At 67.0% G+C, this 22,882-nt stretch carries 22 protein-coding genes; 8 read left to right on the top strand and 14 right to left on the bottom strand.

Annotation, left to right across the window (positions count from 1 at the left end; translation table 11 throughout):
• Window positions 1–10 precede the first annotated feature (10 nt).
• The 7 genes from LNV28_RS11885 to LNV28_RS11855 all read right to left on the bottom strand — a co-directional run bounded on the left by LNV28_RS11885 (window position 11) and on the right by LNV28_RS11855 (window position 6,050).
• On the bottom strand, window positions 11–904 hold the full coding sequence (locus LNV28_RS11885; RefSeq protein ID WP_263517763.1) for an SPFH domain-containing protein: 894 nt from the start codon (window positions 902–904) through the stop codon (window positions 11–13).
• A gap of 301 nt (window positions 905–1,205) precedes the next feature.
• On the bottom strand, window positions 1,206–2,051 hold the full coding sequence (locus LNV28_RS11880; protein WP_263517762.1) for a LytR/AlgR family response regulator transcription factor: 846 nt from the start codon (window positions 2,049–2,051) through the stop codon (window positions 1,206–1,208).
• Between the two features lie 28 nt (window positions 2,052–2,079).
• Window positions 2,080–2,505 carry a hypothetical protein gene (locus LNV28_RS11875; protein WP_263517761.1) on the bottom strand — a complete coding sequence of 142 codons (426 nt, stop codon included), beginning with the start codon at window positions 2,503–2,505 and terminating at the stop codon, window positions 2,080–2,082.
• Window positions 2,502–3,944, bottom strand: coding sequence for a sensor histidine kinase (locus tag LNV28_RS11870; protein WP_263517760.1), 1,443 nt, complete (start codon window positions 3,942–3,944; stop codon window positions 2,502–2,504). The genes LNV28_RS11875 and LNV28_RS11870 overlap by 4 nt, the downstream gene beginning before the upstream one ends.
• Window positions 3,945–4,191: 247 nt before the next feature.
• On the bottom strand, window positions 4,192–4,761 hold the full coding sequence (locus tag LNV28_RS11865; protein ID WP_263517759.1) for a YceI family protein: 570 nt from the start codon (window positions 4,759–4,761) through the stop codon (window positions 4,192–4,194).
• Between the two features lie 71 nt (window positions 4,762–4,832).
• Complete coding sequence (locus tag LNV28_RS11860) at window positions 4,833–5,462, bottom strand: YceI family protein (protein WP_263517758.1); 630 nt, start codon at window positions 5,460–5,462, stop codon at window positions 4,833–4,835.
• A gap of 21 nt (window positions 5,463–5,483) precedes the next feature.
• On the bottom strand, window positions 5,484–6,050 hold the full coding sequence (locus LNV28_RS11855) for a cytochrome b (RefSeq protein WP_263517757.1): 567 nt from the start codon (window positions 6,048–6,050) through the stop codon (window positions 5,484–5,486).
• 222 nt (window positions 6,051–6,272) lie between these two features.
• On the opposite strand from LNV28_RS11855, the gene LNV28_RS11850 reads away from it, so the two are divergent.
• The 5 genes from LNV28_RS11850 to LNV28_RS11830 all read left to right on the top strand — a co-directional run bounded on the left by LNV28_RS11850 (window position 6,273) and on the right by LNV28_RS11830 (window position 13,003).
• The gene (locus LNV28_RS11850; protein WP_263517756.1) at window positions 6,273–6,860 is read left to right on the top strand and encodes an HD domain-containing protein; all 588 of its coding nucleotides are present in this window, start codon (window positions 6,273–6,275) and stop codon (window positions 6,858–6,860) included.
• Between the two features lie 45 nt (window positions 6,861–6,905).
• Window positions 6,906–7,460 (top strand): DUF2799 domain-containing protein, encoded by a 555-nt coding sequence (locus tag LNV28_RS11845; RefSeq protein ID WP_263517755.1) that lies wholly within the window; start codon window positions 6,906–6,908, stop codon window positions 7,458–7,460.
• Window positions 7,461–7,502: 42 nt separating this feature from the next.
• Window positions 7,503–9,308 carry an ATP-binding response regulator gene (locus LNV28_RS11840; protein WP_263568955.1) on the top strand — a complete coding sequence of 602 codons (1,806 nt, stop codon included), beginning with the start codon at window positions 7,503–7,505 and terminating at the stop codon, window positions 9,306–9,308.
• Window positions 9,309–9,421: 113 nt separating this feature from the next.
• Window positions 9,422–11,755: a putative bifunctional diguanylate cyclase/phosphodiesterase gene (locus tag LNV28_RS11835; RefSeq protein ID WP_263517753.1), complete on the top strand. Its 2,334-nt coding sequence runs from the start codon at window positions 9,422–9,424 to the stop codon at window positions 11,753–11,755.
• 141 nt (window positions 11,756–11,896) lie between these two features.
• Window positions 11,897–13,003 carry a DUF418 domain-containing protein gene (locus tag LNV28_RS11830; protein ID WP_263517752.1) on the top strand — a complete coding sequence of 369 codons (1,107 nt, stop codon included), beginning with the start codon at window positions 11,897–11,899 and terminating at the stop codon, window positions 13,001–13,003.
• On the opposite strand, the gene LNV28_RS11825 is transcribed toward LNV28_RS11830, so the two are convergent.
• Complete coding sequence (locus LNV28_RS11825) at window positions 12,942–14,021, bottom strand: hypothetical protein (RefSeq protein WP_263517751.1); 1,080 nt, start codon at window positions 14,019–14,021, stop codon at window positions 12,942–12,944. The genes LNV28_RS11830 and LNV28_RS11825 overlap by 62 nt on opposite strands.
• A 130-nt stretch (window positions 14,022–14,151) precedes the next feature.
• On the opposite strand from LNV28_RS11825, the gene LNV28_RS11820 reads away from it, so the two are divergent.
• A complete protein-coding gene (locus LNV28_RS11820; RefSeq protein ID WP_263517750.1) occupies window positions 14,152–14,748 on the top strand; it encodes an ECF-type sigma factor in 597 nt (198 codons plus the stop codon).
• Between the two features lie 34 nt (window positions 14,749–14,782).
• Here the strand turns inward: LNV28_RS11820 and LNV28_RS11815 are convergent, their stop codons facing one another.
• The 4 genes from LNV28_RS11815 to LNV28_RS11800 all read right to left on the bottom strand — a co-directional run bounded on the left by LNV28_RS11815 (window position 14,783) and on the right by LNV28_RS11800 (window position 19,179).
• Window positions 14,783–15,250, bottom strand: coding sequence for a flotillin domain-containing protein (locus LNV28_RS11815; RefSeq protein WP_263517749.1), 468 nt, complete (start codon window positions 15,248–15,250; stop codon window positions 14,783–14,785).
• A 12-nt stretch (window positions 15,251–15,262) separates the two neighbouring features.
• The gene (locus LNV28_RS11810) at window positions 15,263–16,348 is read right to left on the bottom strand and encodes an alpha/beta fold hydrolase (protein ID WP_263517748.1); all 1,086 of its coding nucleotides are present in this window, start codon (window positions 16,346–16,348) and stop codon (window positions 15,263–15,265) included.
• 137 nt (window positions 16,349–16,485) lie between these two features.
• Window positions 16,486–17,667, bottom strand: coding sequence for a helix-turn-helix transcriptional regulator (locus tag LNV28_RS11805; RefSeq protein WP_263517747.1), 1,182 nt, complete (start codon window positions 17,665–17,667; stop codon window positions 16,486–16,488).
• A 36-nt stretch (window positions 17,668–17,703) separates the two neighbouring features.
• A complete protein-coding gene (locus LNV28_RS11800; RefSeq protein ID WP_263517746.1) occupies window positions 17,704–19,179 on the bottom strand; it encodes an FAD-binding oxidoreductase in 1,476 nt (491 codons plus the stop codon).
• On the opposite strand from LNV28_RS11800, the gene LNV28_RS11795 reads away from it, so the two are divergent.
• Window positions 19,178–19,831, top strand: coding sequence for an MliC family protein (locus LNV28_RS11795; RefSeq protein ID WP_263517745.1), 654 nt, complete (start codon window positions 19,178–19,180; stop codon window positions 19,829–19,831). The two genes, LNV28_RS11800 and LNV28_RS11795, sit on opposite strands and share 2 nt — an antisense overlap.
• Window positions 19,832–19,870: 39 nt before the next feature.
• Here LNV28_RS11795 and LNV28_RS11790 read toward each other — a convergent pair whose 3' ends face one another.
• A complete protein-coding gene (locus LNV28_RS11790) occupies window positions 19,871–20,737 on the bottom strand; it encodes an MBL fold metallo-hydrolase (protein WP_263518132.1) in 867 nt (288 codons plus the stop codon).
• A gap of 205 nt (window positions 20,738–20,942) precedes the next feature.
• Between LNV28_RS11790 and LNV28_RS11785 the strand changes: the two genes are divergently transcribed.
• Window positions 20,943–21,866, top strand: a complete 924-nt coding sequence (locus LNV28_RS11785) for a LysR family transcriptional regulator (protein ID WP_263517744.1) — start codon at window positions 20,943–20,945, stop codon at window positions 21,864–21,866.
• Window positions 21,867–22,244: 378 nt separating this feature from the next.
• Here LNV28_RS11785 and LNV28_RS11780 read toward each other — a convergent pair whose 3' ends face one another.
• Complete coding sequence (locus LNV28_RS11780; protein ID WP_263517743.1) at window positions 22,245–22,850, bottom strand: hypothetical protein; 606 nt, start codon at window positions 22,848–22,850, stop codon at window positions 22,245–22,247.
• Window positions 22,851–22,882 lie beyond the last annotated feature (32 nt).

The following is a 22,882-nucleotide window of genomic DNA, read 5'->3' as shown; positions in this document are numbered from 1 at the left end:
GCGCGGCCTGTCAGTTGTACAAGGTGCCGGTGTTGATGATGGGCTGCGTCTCCTTGTCCGAGCACAGCACGACCAGCAGGTTGGAGACCATGGCGGCCTTGCGCTCGTCGTCGAGCTCGACGATGGCACGCTCGCTCAAACCCTTGAGCGCCTCTTCCACCATGCTGACCGCGCCGATGACGATCTTCTTGCGGGCGCTGATGATGGCCTCGGCCTGCTGGCGGCGCAGCATCACCTGGGCGATCTCGGGTGCGTAGGCCAGGTGGGTGATCTTGGCGTCCTGCACTTCGACGCCGGCATCACCGAAGCGTTCCTGCAATTGCTTGACCAGGGCGGCAGCCACCTCGTCCTGGCCGGCGCGCAAGGTGATCTCGCCGGAGTGGATGTCGTCGCCCTCGTCGTAGGCGAATTGCGCCGCCAGATGGCGGATGGCCGCTTCGGCTTGGATGCGCACATAGACTTCGAAATCGTCGACCTCGAAGACCGCGCGCGCTGTGTCGCGCACCCGCCAGACCACGGCCGCGCTGATCTCCACCGGGTTGCCGCGCTTGTCATTGACCTTGAGCGTGGGCGCATTGAAATTGCGCGAGCGCAGCGAAATTTTGCGCTTGAGCATCAACGGGTTGGCCCAGCGCAGGCCTTCGCGGCGGTCGCTGCCGCAGTAACGGCCGAACAGGGTCAGGATGCGCGCTTCATTGGGCTGCTGCATATAGAGGCCGGCCAAGGCCAGGATGCCGACCAGCACCAGGGCCAAGCCGGGCAGCAAGGCCCAGGGCCCCAGGCTGACCGTGCTGATCACCAGGGCGGTGCCGCCGGCCAGGCCGATCAGCGCCAGGGTCACGGCCAGGGCGCCGCTGTGTGTGCGTGCGGCCGTTTCGGTGCGAAATTCTTGCTGGGTTCTCATCGCGTCCTCCGATTAAAGGTGATATCACTTTAATCTCAATTGACGGATTGTCAATCGGGGCGGGATGGGGGTGAGATGAGGTTGCGAAGGTCTACTGGCGGCACAGAACCGTCGTTCGCGGAGAAGTTTCAGCACGCAGAGCTCGCTGAGGACCGCAGAGGACGCTGAGACTAGAAATCCTGCTCTCTTTTCCGCGACCTCTGCGAGCCTCCACGCACTCTGCGTTCGTATTCAAAACTCAGCGAACGACGATTCAGTGCCGGAAGCAGAACCTAGCGGCCCATCTGCAAGGCCGCCGGGCTTACATGCCCTTGAACAGATGCGTGTAGCTGCGGCTGACTTCGAGCTTTTCGCTCAGGCCCTTGACGCCCACCATCTGGCGGCCGCGGAAGTCGCGCGTGATGCCATCGATGGCGCGGGCATTGACCAGGGTGGAGCGGTGGATCTGCCAGAACAGGCTGGGGTCGAGCTCGTCCACCAGTTCCTTGATGGGCTTGCGGATCAGGGCCTCGACCCGGGCGGTCTGCACCCGGGTGTACTTTTCATCGCTGATGAAGAACAGCACGTCCTCGACCGGGATCATCTGGATGGCCGGGCCCACCGTGGCCTGGATCCACTGCAGATAGTCGGGCTTGGTGCCAGGGTTGAGTTGACCGGAAAGCTTGTGCAGCAGTTGCTGCAGCGGTGCGCCGGCCGGCTCGGCGGTGTCGGGCACGGCGGCCTCGCTGCGCTGGGCCAGGCGCTTCTTGATGCGCTCCACCGTCACCAGCAGGCGCTCGCGTTCGGCGGGCTTGAGCACATAGTCGGCCACGCCTTGTTCGAAGGCTTCGACAGCGTACTGGTCGTAGGCGGTGATGAAGACGATCTCGGGCACCAGCCAACTGTCATCCTCGGGCAGCTGGGCGATCTGGCGCGCGGCGTCCACGCCGGTCAGACCCGGCATGCGAATGTCCAGGAACACCAGATCCGGCCGGTGCTCGCGCACCAGCTCCACCGCTTCCAGCCCGTTCTTGGCCTCGGCCACGATGTCCAGGTCGGGCCAGACCTCGGTCAGTCGGCTGCGCAGCTGCTCGCGCATCAGGCGTTCGTCGTCGGCCAGGATGGCGCGCACGCGGGTGGGGGCGTTGGAGGTGTTCGGCGTGTTCATGCGCGGATGTTATGTCGGGATTCGGGCTTCAAGCACGGGCTTGCGGTTTGGTACGGCGGTCGCGCAGCAGCAGCCAGATCAGCAGGCCCAGCAGGATGAAGGGCGAACCCAGCAAGGCGCCGACGCTGAACATGGCCGCCAGGCCCATGCCCAGGACACCGAGCAGCACGCCGCCGACAATCAGCAGCGGCAGGCCGACGCCGAGCAGCAGCACAAAGGGCAGGACGAACACCATCACAAAGCCCACGGCCAAGCCGCCCAGCACGAGTTCGCCCCAGTGGCCGGCGCCGAACTCGTGCAGTCCGAGTTCCTGCAGGCCCAGGTCTTCACCGTTGATGCTGACGCTGACGCCCGGGTGGGCCAGCATCTCCTGCCACAGCCAGATGCCTGACACCGCAGCCACCAGGGCGAGAACCAGGCTCAGGGCCAGAGTGAATTTGGCAAAGCTCTTCATGCGGATGCTCCTTGTTGATCGTCGGCACGGCTGCGGTAAGGCACGGTGATGGTCACCACGGTGCCGCTGGGTTGGTTTTCGGTGACGGTGACGCTGGCGCGCGAGCCGTAGAGGATCATCAAGCGCTCGCGGATATTGGCCAGGCCCACGCCGGTGCCGGCGGTGGCCGCGCGGCCAAAGCCCAGGCCGGTGTCGGCCACGGTCACGGCCAGCTTGCCATGCGTGACTTCGGCCTTGACCAGCAGACTGCCGCCCTCGGCCTTGGGCTCCAGACCATGCTTGATCGCGTTCTCGACCAGGCTCTGGATCATCATGGGCGGGAACTCGGCCGACAGCAGGCCCTCCGGCACGGCGATCTCGGTCTGCAGCCGTTCTTCCATGCGCATCTGCAGGATTTCAAGGTAGGGCTTGATGACGGCCAGTTCGCGGCCCAGATCGCGCACGCCGCTGGCGTTGGCTTCGCGCATCGTGGGCATGGAGGCGCGCAGCAGGGCGATCAGATTCTTCTGCATCTGCGATGCGCGCGGCGGGTCGGTTTCGATCAGATGGTCGATGGAGGCCAGGGTGTTGAAGAGGAAGTGCGGCTCCACCTGCGCCTGCATGGCGGCCATGCGTGCCTCGATGACCTGGCGCTTGAGCGACTCGGCCTCGGCCGTCTCGGTCGCCTGGGCGGCTTTCACCTCGGCCTGGATGCGGCCCTTGTAGGTGATTTTGATCAGCACCGAGCCCAGCACCCAGAGCGCGGCCAGGTCGACCAGGAAGTCACCGAAATGGATGACTCGCACACGTGACTGCGGGCCGCTGTTCTGCGCCTGCTCGATCAGGCGCTCGGTTTCCGCGCGCACTTCTTCGGCGGCCTGTTTGGCGTCCAGCGCCTCCTGGGCTTCCTGCTCGGCGCGCTCCTGGGCGTCGCGGGCGTTTTCGGCAATCTTTTCCAGTGAGGCTCGGGCTTCCTCGACAGCCCGGCGGATTTCGGCGCGATCGCCCGAGGCGGGGAAGGGGATGTTCACACCGCCTTCCTCGCCGGCGGCCTCCGATGCGGCCTTGTCACCGCTCTTGTCGCTACCCTTTTCCTTGGGCACCACGCGCACGCCGCGCTCGTCGATGCTGATCTCGTAATGGATGCCGCGGCTGTCGGCGGGCTTGGCCGCCTTCTCGGCTTTCTCCGGCTTTTCGGCCTTGTGCGCCGGCGGCAGGCGCGGCAGCTTGCTGCGCGGCACGGAGCTTTCCTCGACCTGTTCGGTGATGCGCCAGGTGAAGGGTGGCAGATTCGACACCATATTGGCGCCGATCAGCAGCAGCACCGCGAGGATGATGAAGTTCTTCCAGCTGATGCTGACCAGCCAGCCGGCGTAGATGTGAAACCAGCGCAGCACCAGCGCGGAGATCTGCTGCCAGCGTTGGTAGGGCGTCGGAGATGAGGCGGGCGAGGGGGGCATGGGCTTGGGGAATACCTTGGGTCTTTGCTCGCACTGTACGCAAGCCGCACCGGGCGGGCGATGTGCCCGCGACACACCGTGTGGGCGGACGGCTGAATTGCAGGAACGGGCGACAGTCCGGCAGGCTGTACAGAAGCCACCGCCAAGCCGCTTGCGGCCCTCTGTGACGGACTTCACGAAGCGCCATGAAAAAGCCCGCCGGCCGAGGGCTCGGCGGGCGGGCAGGCGGTCGGGCGTCGGTGCCGAATTACTGCTTGACGGCTTCCACCTGGATCACCAGCTTGACGGTCTTGGGGAAGCCCCAGGCCAGGCCGTAGTCCACGCCCCATTGGGTGCGGTCGATGGTGGCTTCAAAGTCGCCACCGCAGACTTCGCGCTTGAGCATGGGGCTTTGATAGCAGCCGAAACCGACGGCCTTGAGCGTGACCGGGGCGGTCTTGCCCTTGAGGGTCAGCTCGCCGGCCACCTCGGTGACCTTGTCACCAGCGAAGCTGAACTTGTCGCCCACGAACTTGGCGGTGGCGAACTTGGCGGCGTCGAAGATGTCTTCGCTTTGCAGGTGCTTGTCGAAGGCGGCCGAGCCGCTGTTGATGCTGGCCATCTGCAGGGTCAGCTCAACGCGGCCGGTCTTGGCAGCGCGGTCCAGGGTGACCGTGCCTTCCTTCTTGTCGAAGCGACCGCGGTTGGTGGACACGCCGAAGTGCGAGATCTCGAAGGTGGCGTAGGTGTGGGTCGGCTCGATGGCGTAGGTGGCCGATTCAGCTTGCGCGAAGCCGGCGGTGGCCAGGGTCAGGGCGGCGATCAGGGTCTTTTTCATCTCGGGACTTCCTTGGGTAAAAAGCAGGGTGGACGGTGGTTTTCAGGAGGGAAACGTGGCGGCGGTCGGCCTCAGAGCGGTGCGATGCCGCTGAACAGCAGCTTGAACTTCACTTGCACCTCGTTGGCGACCATGGAGGTGTCGGCCCATTCGCCGTCACCGATCTTGAATTCCAGACGCTTGAGCACGAAGGCGCCGGTGGCCGTGGTCACGCCGCTGGCTTGGGTCAGGCTGATGGGCACGCTCAGGTCCCGGCTCTGGCCCTTGATGCTGAGTTTGCCGCTGACCTCGAACTTGCCGCCGCCCATGGCCTTGATGGCACTGCTCTGGAAGCTGGCCTGGGGCAGGCGCTTGCTGTCGAACCAGGCGGCCTTGGCCAGTTCCGCGTCGAACTCGGGTGCGCCGATGCTGGCGCTGGCCAGCTCGATGCTGAAGGTGACCCGGCCGGTCTCGGGCTTCTTGGGGTCGAAGGCAAGCTGGGCGTCGAACTTCTTGAAGCGGCCTTCCACCGGCACGCCCATCTGGCGGCTGACGAACAGCAACTCGCTGCCCGCGGCCTGCAGCTGAGGCGTGGCGGCCACGGCCGCCGCCGCTGGGGCCGAGGGCTTGGTGGCCGCAGGTTTGCTCTGCGCCCAGCTGGCGGGCAGGGCTGTGAACAGGCTGGCGGCCAGCAGGGCGTGCATCAATCGTGTGGATTTCATGGCTCGGGCTTTCGGTTGGGTTCAGCGGCGCGCCGGCATCATGCGCAGCAGCAGGCCGTCGCGGTCCAGCAGTTGGTGTTTCAGGGCCGCGGCAATGTGCATCAGCACCAGGCCGGCCATGGCGAAGGCCAGCAGCTTGTGGGTTTCCTTGAGGGTGTCGGCCAGGGCCTTGTCCACCGGCACAAAGTCGGGCAGGGGCAACACGCCGAACCAGACGATGGGGAAGCCGGCCGCCGAGCTGTAGGCCCAGCCCGCCAGAGGCACGGCAAAGAACAGCAGGTAAAGCAGCAGATGGGTGGCGTGCGCGGCGCGAGCCTGCCAGGCCGGCATGGGTGCATCGGCGGGCGGTCGGTGGCCCAGGCGCCAGAGCAAGCGAACGGTGGACAGCAGCAGGATGGTCACGCCGGCCCATTTGTGCCAGCTGTAGAGCTTGATGCGGCTGGGCGAGAAGGGCAGGTCGGCCATGTACACCCCGAAGCCGAAGGTGGCGATGATCAGTACGGCCAGCAGCCAGTGCAAGGCCATGGCCAGCGGGCTGTAGCGCTGTACAGCGGAGTCAGGGGCGTAAGCAGTTGCTGAAGTCGTCATGGCGGGCTGGCGCGTGGCGCCGGTGTGTCGCGATGTCGGCAGTGTGCGCCGTGACTTCGGCCCGGCGGTTCATGGCGCTTGATGCCAGGGTTCAGGGAATTTGAATGCCGCCCTAGGTCATTCTTCACCTTCACGGCTCGCTCACAGCCGCGTCACGCGGCGGTCACGGTGGCGGGCGCAAGATGCCTGCCACTGGAAGTTGTGTTTACCGGAGTGCCTGCCATGGACGTCGTCAGAAAGATCGAAGCCCTGTTTCAGCGCCGTGGCGCCTTGTTGTACACGGGTCAGCGCCTGGAGCGCCGTGAGGCCGTGAGTGCGCTTGAGCACGCGCTGCAATGTGCGCAGCTGGCCGAATGGGCCCATGCCGACAATGCCTTGGTGGCGGCTGCCTTTCTGCACGATCTCGGCCAGCTGCTCGACGCGCCAGCCGAGGCGGTGCTGCACGATGACCAGCATGAAAGCCGCGCCTTGGTGCTGCTGTCCAGCGGCGGCTTCGGCGCCGAGGTGCTGGAGCCCATCCGCCTCCATGTGCAGGCCAAGCGCTTTCTGGTCGGCAGTGACCCGGCCTATGCCGAGAGCTTGTCGGCGGCCTCCCTGCATTCGCTGTCCTTGCAGGGCGGGCGCATGAACGCCGAGGAGCGCTTGCTCTTCCTGGCCCAGCCGCAGGCCTCGCGCGCCATCCAGCTGCGTCGCTGGGATGACTTGGCCAAGCACCCGGGCAAGCGCACGCCGCCCCTGGCTTATTACCTCGACCTGCTCGACGGGGTGTTGCAAGATGCACGGCAACCCGCGCGCGTGATGTTGGCTTGACGAAACTCGCGTTCCGGCCCTTGTCCTTGGGCTAGCATCCTGCCCATGAAAAACATGCTTTGTCACCGTGCCGCCGGCGCGACGGTCTGTCTGCTGCTGGCATTCGCGCTGAGCGGCTGCGCCAGCATGAGCGAATCTCAATGCCGGCAGGCCGACTGGTCGGCCCGCGGCCTGGCCGACGGGCGCGAAGGCCGCAGCGCGCAGCGCCTGGATGACCATGTGGAGGCCTGCGCCAAGATCGGTGTCGCACCCGATCGCGCCGCCTGGAATCAGGCCTGGGAGCAAGGCATTCGCAGCTTTTGCACGGCCAGCTCGGGTTGGCGCGAGGGCTCGCGCAACCAGACCTACTGGGGCGGCTGCCGCGGCCAGGCCGGCGAAGACGCCTTCATGAACCATTACCAGCTGGGCCAGCATCTCTACGCCCTGCAGCAGCAAGTGCAACGCAATGACGGCGAGCTGCAGCGCCTGGAGCAGGTCTTGCGCAATGCCAAGACCGACGAGGAGCGCGCCAATGTCCGCGCCCAAATGCGCCGGCTGGACAGCGATCAGCTGCGCCTGCGCGCCCTGATCACCGGCATGCACTTGGTGGCACCGCGTTGATCGTTAGCACCTGGTGATCGCCCTGCGGGCAGCCTCTTTTTCATGAACCGACCGATCGAGGCCGAACAGGCCAGTGTTGACGAGGAGTTGCTGCGCCTGCTGGCGCAGCAAGGCCGTCGCATGCCCTATCCGGTGGGCATCAGCGCCGCGGTGATCAGCGTGATGGCCTGGCAGGGCAGCGGCCACTGGCTGACCCTGCTCTGGCTGGCCGTGGTGCTGGCCGTGCTGGCGCTGCGCTGGTGGGGCCTGGGCCGCTTGGCCAGCTGGCGCCATCTGTCCCTGACGCGCCGCCTGCACGCTGCCATTGGCTTGAGCCTGCTCAACGGTCTGGTCTTCAGTGCTTCCTTGGGCTTCGTGCCGTTTTTTGATGACTACCAGCGCATGGTGCAGACCATGCTGCTGCTGGGCCTGTGTGCCGGCTCGGTCGCGACCACGGCCGGCTATGCGCCGGTGCTCTTGGCCTTTTTGCTGCCGGTGAGCCTGGCCAACAGCCTGTCCTGGCTGGTTTGGCATGCCGGTGGCCGGGACAGCAGCTGGCTGGAAGTCGCTCTGGGCGCACTGATTCTTGGCTTCGCCTGGATTCTGGCCAGCCTCGGTCGCGATGCCTACCGCGTGTTCGTCGAGTCGGTGCTGATCCGCCAGCAGCAGGCCCAGACCAACCAGCAGCTGCGCCTGGCCTTGCAGAAGGCCGAGCAGGCCATGGAGGCCAAGACCCGCTTCCTCGCCTCGGCCAGCCATGATCTGCGCCAGCCCATGCACACCCTGCCCCTGCTCGGCTCGGCCCTGGTGCGGCGCCCGCTGGACAGCGAGAGCAGCGAAATTGGCCGGCATATGAACCTCGCCCTGCAGTCCCTGGCTTCGCAGATGGATGGCCTGCTCGATATCTCCAAGCTCGATGCCCAGGTGGTGCCGGTGGCCAACCAGGTGTTCTGCCTGAGCAGCTGGCTGCAGCGCCTGTGCCAGGAAATGGCGCAGACGGCCGAAGGCAAGGGCTTGAGCCTGAAGCTGGACTGCCCGGCCGCTGTCTATGTGGACACCGACCCCTTGCTGCTGGAGCGGGTGCTGCGCAATCTGATCGACAACGCGATCAAGTACACCGACCAGGGCGGCGTGCATGTCGAGGTGGTGGCCGAGACCGACGACGAGGACGGCGAGGATCTGATCTGGCGCATCAATGTCCGCGACACCGGGCGCGGTATCGCGCCGGCCGAGCAGGCGCGCATCTTCGAAGAGTTCTACCAAATCGGCAATGCCGAGCGCGACCGTGCCAAGGGCCTGGGTCTGGGCCTGTCCATCGTCAGCCGCATGGTCGACCTGCTGGACCTGCCGCTGCATCTCTGTTCCACGCTCGGCCAGGGCAGCTGCTTCAGCCTCAGCATCGCCGCGGCCGAAGGCAGCGGCGTGCCCGAGCTGGCGCCGGCCGACACGGCAAGGCGTTTGCCGCATCTTTACGTGCTGGTGCTGGACGACGAGGCGCCGGTTCGCGAGGCCATGAGGGCCTTGCTGAGCAGCCATGGCTGCGAGGTCGTCACCACTGGCAGCACGCGTGAGGCCTTGCTCAAGTGCATGGTGCGCCGCCCCGACATCGTCCTGACCGATTTCCGCCTGCGCGACGGCGACGACGGCATCTCGGCCCTGAACAGCCTGCGCAATGCCTTGCCCGGTCTGCCGGCCGTGCTGATCACCGGCGACACCGCGCCCGAGCGCCTGCGTGAAGCTCATGCCGCGGGCTTGGTGTTGCTGCACAAACCGGTGCTCGAAGAGCAACTGGTGGCCGCCATCCATACGGCCTTGATGGAAGCGGGTGGCGTCAGCCCCATCAGCCGGGTGTTGGCGGGCACGGCCTGAGCGCTGCGGCGCGTCCACTGCGCCCCATGTTTTGACGAGCTGCTGGGCGCCCCTAAGATGCGCTCAGCCGCCTTGGCGACAGCCAAGACCACCGCACCTTCGCCGGATACCGCATGTACCTCTGGAGTCGTCGCAGCCTGCGCTTGAAGACCTTGGGCATCCTGGTGCTGCTGCTCTGCGTGGTGGGCGCACTCAGCTTTGCTGCCAGTGCCTGGATGCTGGACCGCAGCCTGGTTGAGTTCGAGCAGCGTGCGGTCAGCGAGCGGGTTGCGCGCGTGAGCTCCGCCATCCAGCAAGACGTCACCGCGCGGGTGCGGGTGGCAAGCGACTACGGTTTCTGGGATGACGCCGCCGCGTTCATGGAGCAGCAGGACGAGAAGTTCCTGAGCGTCAACTTCACCGTCGAATCTTTGCGCAATGCGCAGGTCAGCGCGGTGGCCTTCTTGGCCCTCGACGGGCATTTGCATGCTGGGGTCGAGATGCGCGAAGGGCAGCGCGAGCGGCTCGACGAAAGCCGGCCGCTGGTGCAGCACATGCGGGCCCTGGTCATGGACCCGGCCCTGGCCGGACGCAGCATTGGCGGTGATGCCAAGCGCTGGGCCGATGGCCAGCCCCTGCTGATGGTCTTCAGCCCGGTCCGCCGGGCCGAGCGACTGTCGCCCCAAGTCGGTTGGCTGGTGCTGGTTCAGGTGCTGGACGAGCCCAATCTGCGCGAGCTTTCGCAGGGCGCGGGTGTCGACTTCCGTTTCTTGCCGGCGCGCGCCGAGGCTCTGGGCGCGGCGGCGGCGCCGGTGCACAACAGCGCGGCCCAAGTCACCCAGCCCATCCGCGACGCGCTGGGCGTGAGCGAGCTGCTGCTGCAGGTGGACCTGCCGCCGGCCCTGGAGCGGCAGCGCCAGACCGGCCTGCTGGTGCTGCTGCTGAACAGCTTTGTGCTGGTGCTGTTGGCAGCCGCAGCCGCCGTGCTCTTGCTGGATCGCTTGATCCTGCGGCGCCTGGCCGACTTTGCCCGCTTGGCACGCCGGCAGCGCCATGGCGCTGCGGCCTCGCCGCCGCACTGGCCGGTGCAGGGCCAGGACGAACTGGATCAGCTGGCCTTGGCGCTCAACACCATGGTCAGCAGCCTGGACGAGGCGCGCGATGAGCTGGAGCGCGATGTGCGCACCGATGCGCTGACCGGCCTGGGCAACCGGCGCCAGCTCTACGAGCAGCTCGATCATCTGCTCGGTCAGCAGGCCCGGCACCGCGAGTTGACCCTGGCCCTGCTGCTGATCGACCTCGACGACTTCAAGCTGCTCAACGACTCCCTGGGCCATGAGCTGGGCAACCACCTGCTGGTGCAGACCGGGCGCAGGCTGAAAGAACTGGTGCGAGCTTCCGATGTGGTGACGCGTTTGGGCGGCGACGAGTTCGCCCTGATTTATGTCGCCGAGAAGGGCGAGCTGGGCGTGCTGAGCTTTGTGCGCCGGGTGCAGCAGGCCCTGGCCCAGCCGGTCAGCTACCAGGGCCTGGAGGTCACGGTGACCGGCTCCATTGGCATTGCCTACGTCGCCACTCAAGCCGGCCAGGCGCTCAACAAGGACGATCTGCTGCGCAATGCCGAGCTGGCCATGTATGCCGCCAAGCGCGCCGGCAAGGGCCGCTACAGCTTGTTCAACGACGCCTTGCTCGGCGATGTGCAGGAACGCATGTTGCTGGAGCAGCAGCTGCGTGAGTGCCTGCGCCAGGATCAGCTCGAGGTCTGGTTCCAGCCCATCATCGATGTGCGCAGCGGCGAGGTCGCCATGTTCGAGGCCCTGGCGCGTTGGCCGCTGGACGGTGGCTATTGCTCGCCAACGCGTTTCATCCCTGTGGCCGAGGAGACCGGGCTGATCAATGAGCTCGGCGCTGCGGTCGCGCGCAAGGTGATCGCTGCCTTGCCGGCCCTGCTGGCCGTCAAGGCCCGGCATGTGGTCAATGTCAACCTGTCGCCGCGCCAGCTGATGAGCCGGCATTTGGTCGAGCAGATGTGCAGCCTGGTCGATGGCGCCGGGCTGTCCCGCGACAGCATCCACTTCGAGCTGACCGAATCGGCCCTGGCCAGCAATGCCGACTTCGCCAAGCAACAGCTCGACGCCCTGGCCGCCGCCGGCTTCCATCTGCACCTCGATGATTTCGGCACCGGCTACTCCTCCCTGCACCGCTTGCAGAGCCTGCCCTTTTCCACTCTCAAGCTGGACCGTTCCTTCGTTGTCATGCTGGGCGAAGGTGACGCCCGCATTGCTCGCGCCATCATCTCCTTGGCCGAGCAGCTGGGCATGCAGGTGATTGCCGAAGGCATCGAGACCGAGGCGCAGCAGCAGCGCCTGCAGGAGCTCGGCTGCCATCTGATCCAGGGCTATTTGCATGCCCGACCCATGCCCCTGGATGCGCTGCTGGCCTGGTTGGCTCAGCGCCAAGTGGCCTGATTCGCCGGCTCGTGCTACTCAAGGTCGCAAGGCGAGCGACTCGGCTGCAGCATGCGGCAGTCGCGCGCGAGCCGCTGTGCCGACCCTATGCTGCCGAACTTTCTACCTTGATGGCGCCCCGCCGTGCTGCAGCAACCGCCCATGACCGATACGACCACGGCAACGACCGCTTCCCCCCTGGCTCGCCAGTCACGCCTGCCGGGGCTGGACCTGCTCCGCGGGCTCAGCATGCTTGGCATGGTCCTGGTGAACTTCCGCCTCGCCATGGGTGTGGACGCTCCGGCGTCCAGCCTTCTGGGCCGAGCCTTCCTGGCCCTGGAGGGGCGCACCGCCGCCATCTTTGTGGTTCTGGCCGGCATGGGCCTGGTGCTGGGCGCCGTCCGCCAGAGTCCAGCCCAGGCGCGTGCCCAGGCCTGGCGCCGGGCGTTCTGGCTGGCCCTGCTTGGCTTGCTCAATGTCACGGTGTTCCCGGCTGACATCTTGCATTTCTATGCCTGCTACTTCGCGCTCGGCGCTTTCTTTCTGGGCGTGCCGGCGCGCTTCTGCATGGCACTGGCCCTGCTCTTGCCCTGGCTCTATGTGCTGGCGCTGCTGAACTGGAACTACGAGCAAGGTTGGGACTGGGCCACGCTCAGCTATGTGGACTTCTGGCAGGCCGAGGGCTTTGTGTGCCATCTGCTGTTCAACGGCTTTCATCCGATCCTGCCCTGGATGGCGTTCTTCCTCTGGGGCATGGCGCTGGCCGGCCTGCCTCTGGGCGAACGCCACTGGCACTTGCGCCTGGCCTGGGGCGGCGCGCTAGTCTTCCTGACCTGCCTGGCCTTGCGCGAGGCGCTGCCCAAGCTTTGGCCGGCCGCTGCGCCCTGGCTGGGCAGCTCGCCCTTGCCACCGACGCCGCTCTATATGTTCAGCGCCGGCGGGCTGGCCACGGCCTTGATCGGGGCCGCGCTTCTGTGGGCACCGAACTGGCCCGCCCTGCGTGCGCTCGGGCGCAGCACCCTGAGTGTCTATCTCGCCCACATCGTGCTGGGCATGGGCACGCTGGAGGCCATGGGCTGGCTGTCCGGGCGCAGCTTGGCCGAGGTGGCGGCCGCCGGGCTGCTTTTCGGTGCCCTGGCCTTGGTGGGCAGCTGGGCCTGGCTGCGCCGCTTTCCGCAAGGGCCACTGGAGATGCTGATGCGGCGACTCAGCGCTCCGCCTGCAGCCGCGCGACCAGCATCGCCTGGGTCTGGGCCAGGCCGGTGCTGAGCACCTCGCGGTAGCGGTTCGGTTCGGCCACGGTTTCGAAGCGCTGGCTGTCGCTGTTGTTCTTGCTGCCGGAAGCCAGGCTGATCAGGCCGGCCAGCACCGCGCCGGCGATCTCGGCCTTGCTGCTGGCCGACTCACGCACTTCGCTGAATGCGCTGGTGTCCAGGGTCAGGGCTTGCTTGAGCGCCAACTGGGCGCTGTAGGCGCCGACCTGCACGCCCATGCGGGCGCTGCGAATGCTGGGCGCGGTCTGGGCCGACACCGAGGCTTGGCTGGCCAGGCGGCCAAAGAAGCCCTTGTTCTGGTTGGTCAATTGCACGAAATGCACGCGCAGATGCACGTCCAGCAAGGCGGCGTCGCCGAGTTCGGCCTGCAGGGCCTGCTGCTCGCTGATATTGCCGATCGCCGACATGGCGCTGCCGAAGGCCTGCAAGCCGCTGAGCAGCCCTGCAGACTGGCTTGTCTGTGCTGCCAGGCGGTTGGCGCCGTAGAGCGTCATGCCGGTGGGGGCTACGGTGATGGCGCCGTCCTGGACGTCCGGCATTGCCAAGCCCGTGGCCGCCAGCTTGCGGTAGCTGGGCGCGGCCAGCACTTGCTCGCTCGGCACCACCTCCAGACCGCTGGCCTGCAGCTGGCGCAGGAACTCAGCATGCATGGCATCTCCCAGGGCCTGGAACTCAGCTTGGCCGACGCCGATCAGGCGGTGATGGGCCGTGACGCGGGCGCGCCCGGCGGCGGCAAAGCCAGAGGTTTCGGCGCTGACGCTGTCGCTGGTGACGAACTCGACGCTGAACTGCGACACCGCCACCCGCTTGAGTCCCTTCAGTGCTTTGGCCTCGGTGAGGCTGAGCAACTGCGCCGCTTGCTCGGCGGGCTTGAAGGCGGCGTCCAAGGCCACCGGATCGGGCTGTTCGCGCGCCGGGCTGGGTAGGCTGAACAGCAGCAGGGCCAGGGCCAAAAGCAATTGCGGCAGGCCGGATGAGTTGGCCAACGCAGACAAGGGTGACAGAGAGTTCATGGGCGTCTTTCGCAGCAACCACCAACGGGTGGTCTTGCCTGCTAACGCAGGCTGGCCGTTCGAAAAGGCTCATGGGCCTGCGGGTCCACCCGCAAGCGGACCGCGCTCCGCTCATTTGATAATGGTTTTCATGAGCAGCCCGGCCCCATCTCGTCCTGTGCTCGACCCGCAGGAGATCACCCGCTGGCTGGCCAGCCAAGAGCCGGCCGGTCCGCCCGCTGCAGCCGTGAACGAGCTGTTCACCTTTCTGTACGACGAGCTCAAGCGCGGCGCCCGAGCCCAGATGCGCAAGGAATACGCCGGCCACACCCTCAGCGCCACGGCGCTGACCCACGAGGCCTGGGAGCGCCTGGCCGCCCAGACCCGCACCCAATGGCAGAACCGGGCCCATTTCCTGGGCATGGCCGCGCTGATGATGCGGCGCATCCTGGTCAACCATGCGGTGGCCAAGCAGGCGCTCAAGCGCGATGTGCCCCTGGTTTCCCTGACTCTGACCGAGGCCCAGCAAGTGGCTGCGGAGGGCGAAAGCCCGGAGCTGCTGCGCGTCCACGAAGCCTTGCTGGCTTTCGAGCAGGTCGACGCGCGCGCCGCCCAGGTGGTCGAACTGAAGTTCTTCGGTGGGCTGGAGATCGAGGAAATCGCCGAGCTGCTGGCCCTCTCGCCCGCCACCGTCAAGCGCGACTGGGCTCTGGCCCGGGCTTGGTTGCACCGGGAGCTGCAGGCCTGAGCGTAGGCCGCAGCGTTCCCGCGGCGGCGTCCAATCAGCTGCGCAGCTCGGCCGGTGGCTGCAGCATGCCGGCTAGGCTGTGCGCCATGCCCGTGATGCCCTCGTTGCTCAGACCCGCGTCCTTCATCACCGCGTCGACGATGGGCTTGGCGATCTGGTACTGCAGGGCCGAGTTCATCACCTGTTCGGGGAAGGTGCCGTTTGCCTGCGTGCCGCCGTTGGCGCCACCACTCGTGCCGCCCGAGTCCCCGGCGGCACCGGGCATGCCATTGACCTGGAAGATGCGGATCGAATCGATCTTCTCCATCGGCCGCACCGCCTGCTCGATGATCTGCGGCAGCTGCTGCAGCAGCAAGGTGCGCACCTGCAGGTCGATCTGCGCGGCCGACAAGGTGTTCAGCGCCTCGTTGATGGCGCGCCGGCCTTCGGCTTCGGCCAGGGCGGCCGCCTGCTTGGCGCGCGCCTCGATGGTCAGGACTTCGGCGCGGCGCAGTGCCGCCACCACCTCAACGCTTTAGCGCTTCGGCCCTGCCTTGATCAGCAGCAGCCGCTGCCACTGGGCCTGCAGCAGCTCGGGGTTGGGGTCGTGGCCGGCACGGGGCACGCGGGTCAGGGTTTTCTCGGGCGCGCTCAAGGTATTCACCCAGGCCTCGGTGACGTCTGGGGTGGTCAGCAGGTCTTGCTCGCCCTGGATGAAGTGCAGGGGCAGGCGGTAGACCCGGCCCAGGCGGTGCAGGTCCAAGGTGGACAGCATGCCGTCGCCGGCCAGGCCGACGAACTGCAGAAAGGAGTAGTCCTCGCCCGCTTCGAGCGCGGCCTGGGTACGGGCCTCCTGGTACGGCGCCTCGGGCTGCCACCAGTGGCGGGGCGCCGGCGTGCAGGCTTGCGCTTCGAGCTTGCGGATGGCGCGGCGCAGCACGCCGAAGGCACGCGGGTCGCGGTGCGGCGGCGGGCCCAGGGCGCGCAAGGCGGCAGCGGTGGCCGAGTCCCCTGCCGCTTCAACGCGGGCCACGGTCTGCTGGTAGCTGGCCAGCAGATTGGCGCGGCCGCTGACCAGCTGGGCCGTGCCGAGGTAGGCGGCAAACAGCTCCGGCTGGCGCTGCACCATGTGCACGCCCAGGGCCGAGCCCCAGGAGCTGGCGATCAGGATCAGCGGCCGGCCGCCGAACTCCTGCTTCAGCTGAGCGGCCAGCTCCAGGCCATCCTGGGCCATGCGCTCGATGCTCAAGGCCTCGGCCTCCTGCTCGGGCCGGCGGGCAAAGGTCTGGCCGGCGCCGCGCTGGTCCCATTGCACCAGCACGAAGTCGCGGCTCCAGGCGCCGTACATGGCTTTGGCAAAAGGGCTGAGCGGATTGCCAGGCCCGCCGTGCAGGAAAAGCAGCAGGGGCTGCTCGCGGTCTTCGCCGTGCACGGTCACCCATTGCTCGATGCCGCCGATGCGGCGGAAGCTTTCTTCATGCACTGGCGGGCCGGCGTGGGCGGCTTGGCCCATAAAGCCGGTGGCGAAGGCGGCGATCAGGAGCGGCAGCAGCCGCGCTACTTGTCTGCCGAGGCGACGAACGAGGGCGGCGAGATGAAGGGCTTGGGCAAAGGGTGGCATGGTCTTCCTGGCTGTGAAGCGGACCCCGGGTGGCGGGGTTCTTGGTGCCGCCAGTCTTGCCGGAGCGCCGTTCTGAGGCGCCCCAAATCGTGTTTTGAGCCCTGCGCCCCAGTCAAATCGAGACCTGGGACACGGTTTCAGGGCGGCTCGGCGCCTTCGCGGTACTGGCTGGGCGTCAGGCCGGTGTGCTTTTTGAACACCCGGTTGAGCGAGCTTTTGCTGTTGAAACCAGCCTCCAAGGCCAGGTCAAGAATCGCCTTGTCCCGGTTCTCGGGCGCACGCATGCTGAGCTTGAGCGCCTCAACCCGATGGCCGTTCAGGAACTCCTGGAAGTTCAAGCCGCAGCTTTGGTTGATCAGCTGCGAGAGCTCGGCCGGCGTCAGCGCCAGATGCGCGGCCAGCTGTTCCAGGCTCAGCTCGCCGTCGCGGAAGCGCTGCTCCTGCGCCATGCTGGCCTGCAGCCGGGCCAGCGATTGCTCGCGCTCGTCCGGGTTCAGGCGGGGCGGCGTCTTGGGCCGGGGTGGCGTACTTTCAGACCGAGGCGCCAGCGGCGGCTGGTAGCCCAGGGGCAGGCGCATGGCGACGAAGGCCAGGCCATGGACAAACAGCGTGAAGGCTGCCGCCGCGCACAGGTCCGGGCTGAGCGGGCTGGCCAGCCCCAGGTTGTCGGCCACCAGGAGCAGGGCGGCCAGCGCCAGGCCGCCGCTCAGCAGGTGGCTCAAGTGACTCAGGCCGCGGATCAGCCCCGCCTCGGCCGCCCCGTGTTCACAGGCCCGGGCTTGGCGCAGCAGGCGCAGGCTGAGGAAGAGATAGACGCCCAGGTGCAGCGCCTTGAACCCCGCGAACAGCAGCAGCGGCCGGGGCAGCAGGCCGGGGCTGCTGGGCGCGCCAAAGCGGCTGGCCAGGGCATCCGGCCAGATCCACAGCGGCAGCCAGGCCAGGGTTGCCAGCAGGAAGGGCAGGGCGTGGCCAGCGGTCCGCCGATCCAGCGGCCGGTCCAGCGGCCGGCCCTGCTGCAAGAGGCTTTGCAGATAGAGCCACAGCAGCGGCCCGAGCAGCAAGGGCAGGGGGCCGAGCAGGCGCTGCAAGCGCGGCGCCTGTGCCAGATGGCCGCCCAGGTCCAGCCAGGCATGGCCGATGAAGACCGAGAGCAGGAGCAGCAGCGCGGCCAGCCATCGATTCGCCCGCCGCCGTTCTCCGGCGCGGCCCCACAACAAGGCCGTGGCCAGGAACAGGCTCTGGGCCAGGGCGAGGGCCAGCAATGCACTCAGCCATGGTGTCAGCCACGGGGCAAGAGCGCTTGTGTGCAAATCGGCCATTGAGTTCAGTGTGCTTGCAGCGACAGGCGCTGGGTTTCAAAGATAGCGCGACCACAGCTCATTGCTGAGCTTGCCGGCGGGGTCGTGAATCTGCTTCAGCCGGCGCAGCTCGCTCACCTCCGGGTAGGCGCGCTCGAACTGCGCGCGGCTGGCGTGCAACTGGTAGGGCAGGTAGTAGCGCCCCTCGTGTTCCAGGGCCAGGGTGATCAGTTCGCGCGTCCAGCCGGCCACCTGGGTCTTAGCTTCTTCGGCCGTGCCTTGCTTGTAGTACAGCACGAAGCAGAAGACCTCTTCCCGGGCCCAGGGCAGAAGGCTGTCGGTGTCGGCCGGCGCGTGGCGGATGGACACATTCAGCGCCATCACCCGGTGCTGGCGCAGCAAGGCCGCCATGGCGCGGGCAAAGCCCAGGAAGTGACGCGGCGGGATGAAGTACTCCTGCAGCACATAGCTGGAGAGGGTGCGCTGCCGCGGCTCCAGCTGGGCCACATCGAGGCTGGCTTCATGGTTCAGCCATTGCACGGCCTCGCCGGCGCTGAGCAAGGGATGCACGACCTGGCTGCGCAACAAGGCGCCACCGGGCAGCTCGCTCATCACCCAGATGAGGCTCTGCTCCAGCCGGTAGCTGGCGCCTCGTGGCACCAGACGGGCAGTCTCGGTCAGCGCAGTGCCGTCCGGACAGCGCCGCCAGCTGACCGCGACCGGCCGATCGAAGCGTGGCGGCAGCAGATCGGCGTTGTGCAGCACGCAGCCTTCGCGGGCCAGCACTTCGCGCTGGAAGTAGGCCGGGTAGTCGGCCAGCGCCACGCTTTTCACTTCGCGGCGAATCTTGCAGTTGCGGGCGAGCTCCAGCTCCACCTCGCTGATCACCGCCAGCGCCCCGTAGCCGCCCAGTGCCGCACGGAACAGCTCGGCGTTCTCGCTGCGGCTGGCCTCGACGATGCGGCCATCGGCCAGCACCAATTGCAGCGCCAGCACCGTGCGGCCCACCGGGCCATGGCCGACATAGCGGCCATGGGCATTGACCGAAACGGAGCCGCCGATGCTGAAGTTGGCATAGCTCTGCATGGTCTTGACGGCCAGGCCCAGCGGGTCGAGATGGTCTTGCAGATCCCGCCAGCACATGCCGGCCTGCACCCGCACGCGCATCTGATCCGGGCGCAGCCAGACCAAGGCCTTCATGCCGCGCAAATCCAGCTGCAGGCCGCCGGCAATCGCCACCTGCCCGCCCATGCTGAAATGCCCGCCGCCCACGGCGACTTGCCCCGGCCAGGCGCGCAAAGCAGCCGCGATGTCGGCGGCCGAGCGGGGGTGTTCGATCCCGGCGACCGGCACGCTGTACAGGCGGGTGACGTTGTGCACCCAGAGCGCTCGCGCGCTGTGAACCACGGTGGGCAGCAGGCTGAGCAGTCCGGCCTGTGCCAGGCCCAGGAGGAGCCGGCGCCGGCCCAGCGCCGGGCGGGCGGGAAGATCGCTTAATCTGTGATCGCTGCTAACTTTCGGAGCCCCTGCCATGTTCTGCTTCTCCCTGCGTTCCCTGGTCCTCGCTCAGCGTAGCTTAAGCCGCATGCGGCGAGGCCAGGTCGGCCTGCTGCTGGCGCTCTTCTGTGGCGCAGCGCCCGCGGTGCAGGCGGGGCCGCGGCCGGCCTTCGACTGTGTCAAGGTCCAGCCTGGCAGCATGGCGGCCCTGGTTTGCGCCGATGCCGGTCTCGCGCAACTGGACCAGCAGCTGAGTCAGGTCTACAGCCTGGCTTTGAAAAAGGCCGCCAAGGAGCGGCCGCCTCTGCTCAAGGCCGAGCAGCGCGGCTGGGTCAAGGGTCGGGACGAGTGCTGGAAGAGCCAGGACAAGCCGGCTTGCGTGAAAGACAGCTACGTCCATCGCATTGCCGAGTTGCAAGCGCGCTATCGCCTGCTGCCTGCGCAGGGGCCGATCCGCTGGGCCTGCGATGGCAATGCGGCCAAGGAGGTGGTGGTGAACTTCTTTGCCACCGAGCCGCCGACCCTGGTGGCCGAGTTTGGTGACAGCAGCTCACTGATGTTCGCCGAGCGCAGCGCCAGCGGCAGCCGCTATGTCGGGCGCAATGAGAGCTTCTGGGAGCACCAGGGGGAAGCCCGCATCGTCTGGGGCTATCAGGCGCCGGAGATGGTCTGCCGGCAGCCCAAATGAGGGCGAGGCCAGGCCGGGCGGCCTGGCCAATTCAGTGCCTCACCACTTCATCTCGCCCTTGTTGACCTTGGCGCCAATGTCCAGGGCCATGCCCAGGGCGGCCTGCGGGTAGGCGGCCTTCATGGCGCTGATCAGCTCGGCGGAATTGCCGGCCTTGGGCAGCTCGGCCTCAAAGCGTTGCAGATAGCCGCGGGTGTAGGCCAGGGCGCTGCCATCGAGCGCCGTGCCCGGCTGCATGTGGCCAGGCACCACGGTCTTGGGGTGGAGCGCAGCGATGGCGTCCAGCTTGGCCAGCCAGGTGGCGCGCTCGGCGGCGGTCTGGGTGTCGGCGGTCCAGGCATGCAGGCCACCGAAAACGCTGACGCCGCCGACCACCGCCTGGATCGAGGGAATCCAGACATGGCTGCGGTGGGCCAAGGCGTCGTCGAGGCCGAGGATTTCCAGCGTGCGGCCTTCCAACTGCAGGGTGTTGCCGCTCAAGGCTTCGGGCAGCACCGGCGTGCGCGGCGCATTGGCGCCCAGACGTGGGCCCCAGACCTGCAGTTTGGTCGGCAGGGAGGCCTCGATCTTCTTCAGGTTCTGCGCCGTGGTGACGATGCGGGCGGACGGGAACTGCGCGTGCAGCACCTCAAGGCCGAAGTAGTAGTCGGGGTCGGCGGCCGAGACGTAGATGGTGCTCAGGGTCTTGCCGCTGTCGAGCACGGCGGCGGCCACGCGCAAGGCGTCGGCCCGGGTGAATCCGGCATCCAGCAGCACGGCTTCCTTCTCGCCCTGCACCAGCACCGAGTTGACATGGAAGCTGGCCGGCCCGTGGTTGATGACCTTGAGCTCCAGCGGCGCCTGTGCAGGCGCGGGCTTGCCGGCCTGGGCCTGGGCGCCAGAGCTGGCCATCACTGTCAAGGCCATGGTGCTGGCCAGTCCGAGGGCGCCCATCAAACGAGGCAGGCGGAACACGGCTTGGGTGTGGCGTGAGTTGCTGTTCATGATTCTTCCTGTCTGGGGCTGGCGCCCCGTCTTGTTGCGATGACTGAACTCTATTTGCACCGGTTCGTTTGATAAACAGCGTATCGTTGCCGTATTTGTTGCATGAATCGATCGAATTGGAGTGGCGATGGATGCCTTGCGGGCGATGCAGGTCTTTGTGGCGGTGGTGGATCGGGGCAGCTTGACGGCGGCGGCCGAGGCCTTGGAAATGTCGCGCGCCATGGCCTCGCGCCATTTGGAGGCGCTGGAGCAATGGTTGGGCGCTCGCCTGCTGCAGCGCAGCACGCGCCGGCTCAGCCTGACCGAAGCCGGGCTGGACGCCTTACCGCGTTGCCGCCAGATGGTGGAGCTCGCCGAGGAGGCGCAACAGTCGGCGCGCCAGGGCCAGCGCGAAGTGGCCGGGCGTTTGCGCATCACCGCCAGCAGCAGCTTTGCCCAGCAGCACCTGGCCGAGGCGGTGGCGGCCTTTCTGCTGCTGCATCCGCAGACGCAGGTCGAGGTGCAGGTGGCCGAGCATGCGCTGAACCTGGTCGAGGAGCGCATCGACCTGGCCTTGCGCATCAGCAATCAGCTGGACCCAGCCCTGATCGCGAGGCGTCTCAGCGTCTGCCGCTCGGTGCTGTGTGCGGCGCCGGCCTATCTGCAGCGGGCCGGCCGGCCCGAGACGCTCGCGGACCTGAGCGGCCATGCCTTTCTTGGCCATGCCCACTATGGCCGCGAACAATGGAGCTTGTTCGAGCAGACACCGGCGGGGCCGCTCGAGCGGCACGTTAGCCTGGGCGAACCGCGGCTGCGCGCCAACGAGACCACGGTACTGCTGAACGCGGTACGGGCTGGTGCTGGTGTGGCTTTGCTGCCCACCTATCTGGTCGGCCCGGCCCTGGCATGCGGCGAGTTGCAGCGCATCCTACCCAGCCTGGAGCCCGAGCAACTGGGCATCCATGCGGTCTACACCAGCCGCCGCCACCAGCCACTGCTGCTGCGCAGCTTTGTGGACTTCCTGGCCGCGCGTTTTGACCCGGAGCTGCCTTACTGGGATCGTGGTTTGTGACAGCCGGTGGGCGGGTGGTGGATCCGCTGTTCGGTTTGCCAGGGGCCCAAGATTGAAAGCCGGCGCTGATCAAGCAATTTGCATCGAACGGGGCGGCAGGCTTTGAAACTTGGCGATGTGGGAAGCGCTTCAAGCGGAGCGCCAATCCCAGTATGGACACAACAGATTAGAGAGCCCGTGGCAGGAGAACTGCGCAGCGGGTTTGGAGGGCGGGGGCGACGAGCGCTGTTTCCTAACCCTGTCCAGCGGCCTAAAGGAGCCGGTCGGACTTCAGTTGTAAGTGGCGGCAATGTGCCCAAAGCCGAAATTCGCAGTTCGTCGGAGCGAAAGAAAATGTCCTTGCCGATCCGATATTGACGTACGAGCGGTGTGGACGAGCTATTGCAGGGTATCCACGATGCTCGTCGTCGTGTTGTCGGCAATCTGCGTCACCGTCTCCAGCGGCTGAGGCTGCCCGTCGATGGTGAATTGCCGGTAGACGATCCGGCCCAGCGCCACGCCGCTCGTATCCCTGGGCACAGTCAGCGTGGGAAGCGCGTATGTCGTCAGCGTAGTGCTGGCCCAGCCGGACAGGGCGGACTCGCCGGAGATGGTGACGAAGCTGAAGGCATACGCGACGGTGTTGCCCTCGTTCCAGAAGATGCCGTACTGCAAGCTGGTGCCCGCGTCCGCCTGGTACTGCCAGCCGCCGTCTGCCGGGTTGGCTATCGTGACTGTCTGACCGGCCGACGGCGCGGGCGGCTTCACCCGGTCAGGTGCCGGCGGTTCCGCGGGGATGGCACTGCGATCGAACAGGAGCCTTGGTTGGGTGATGGTTGCCGGGTCCATCGCAAAGGTGACGTAGCCGTTGGCATCGGTGCTTCCTCGGGCCTCGGGGTTCTTCCGGTCGTCCCCCGCAATCAAGGCGACGGGAATGCCCGCTGGGAAGCTCGTGCCGTCGGCGGAGAGCAATTGCAGGGTAAAGCTGTTGGAGTCGAAACTCATGATTCATGCCTCTCGAGTTGGGGACCTTGCCG

This window comes from Paucibacter sp. DJ2R-2 (genome assembly GCF_025717675.1).
Taxonomy (GTDB): Bacteria; Pseudomonadota; Gammaproteobacteria; order Burkholderiales; family Burkholderiaceae_C; genus Paucibacter_A.
Note: the sequence above shows the minus strand (reverse complement) of the source record. Positions and strands in the feature narration are given on the sequence as shown.

Coding starts and splice junctions, on each gene's coding strand:
- LNV28_RS11885 (WP_263517763.1), bottom strand. CDS start 904: ATGAGAACCCAGCAAGAATTTCGCACCGAAACGGCCGCACGCACACAC.
- LNV28_RS11880 (WP_263517762.1), bottom strand. CDS start 2,051: ATGAACACGCCGAACACCTCCAACGCCCCCACCCGCGTGCGCGCCATC.
- LNV28_RS11875 (WP_263517761.1), bottom strand. CDS start 2,505: ATGAAGAGCTTTGCCAAATTCACTCTGGCCCTGAGCCTGGTTCTCGCC.
- LNV28_RS11870 (WP_263517760.1), bottom strand. CDS start 3,944: ATGCCCCCCTCGCCCGCCTCATCTCCGACGCCCTACCAACGCTGGCAG.
- LNV28_RS11865 (WP_263517759.1), bottom strand. CDS start 4,761: ATGAAAAAGACCCTGATCGCCGCCCTGACCCTGGCCACCGCCGGCTTC.
- LNV28_RS11860 (WP_263517758.1), bottom strand. CDS start 5,462: ATGAAATCCACACGATTGATGCACGCCCTGCTGGCCGCCAGCCTGTTC.
- LNV28_RS11855 (WP_263517757.1), bottom strand. CDS start 6,050: ATGACGACTTCAGCAACTGCTTACGCCCCTGACTCCGCTGTACAGCGC.
- LNV28_RS11850 (WP_263517756.1), top strand. CDS start 6,273: ATGGACGTCGTCAGAAAGATCGAAGCCCTGTTTCAGCGCCGTGGCGCC.
- LNV28_RS11845 (WP_263517755.1), top strand. CDS start 6,906: ATGAAAAACATGCTTTGTCACCGTGCCGCCGGCGCGACGGTCTGTCTG.
- LNV28_RS11840 (WP_263568955.1), top strand. CDS start 7,503: ATGAACCGACCGATCGAGGCCGAACAGGCCAGTGTTGACGAGGAGTTG.
- LNV28_RS11835 (WP_263517753.1), top strand. CDS start 9,422: ATGTACCTCTGGAGTCGTCGCAGCCTGCGCTTGAAGACCTTGGGCATC.
- LNV28_RS11830 (WP_263517752.1), top strand. CDS start 11,897: ATGACCGATACGACCACGGCAACGACCGCTTCCCCCCTGGCTCGCCAG.
- LNV28_RS11825 (WP_263517751.1), bottom strand. CDS start 14,021: ATGAACTCTCTGTCACCCTTGTCTGCGTTGGCCAACTCATCCGGCCTG.
- LNV28_RS11820 (WP_263517750.1), top strand. CDS start 14,152: ATGAGCAGCCCGGCCCCATCTCGTCCTGTGCTCGACCCGCAGGAGATC.
- LNV28_RS11810 (WP_263517748.1), bottom strand. CDS start 16,348: ATGCCACCCTTTGCCCAAGCCCTTCATCTCGCCGCCCTCGTTCGTCGC.
- LNV28_RS11805 (WP_263517747.1), bottom strand. CDS start 17,667: ATGGCCGATTTGCACACAAGCGCTCTTGCCCCGTGGCTGACACCATGG.
- LNV28_RS11795 (WP_263517745.1), top strand. CDS start 19,178: ATGTTCTGCTTCTCCCTGCGTTCCCTGGTCCTCGCTCAGCGTAGCTTA.
- LNV28_RS11800 (WP_263517746.1), bottom strand. CDS start 19,179: ATGGCAGGGGCTCCGAAAGTTAGCAGCGATCACAGATTAAGCGATCTT.
- LNV28_RS11790 (WP_263518132.1), bottom strand. CDS start 20,737: ATGGCCTTGACAGTGATGGCCAGCTCTGGCGCCCAGGCCCAGGCCGGC.
- LNV28_RS11785 (WP_263517744.1), top strand. CDS start 20,943: ATGGATGCCTTGCGGGCGATGCAGGTCTTTGTGGCGGTGGTGGATCGG.
- LNV28_RS11780 (WP_263517743.1), bottom strand. CDS start 22,850: ATGAGTTTCGACTCCAACAGCTTTACCCTGCAATTGCTCTCCGCCGAC.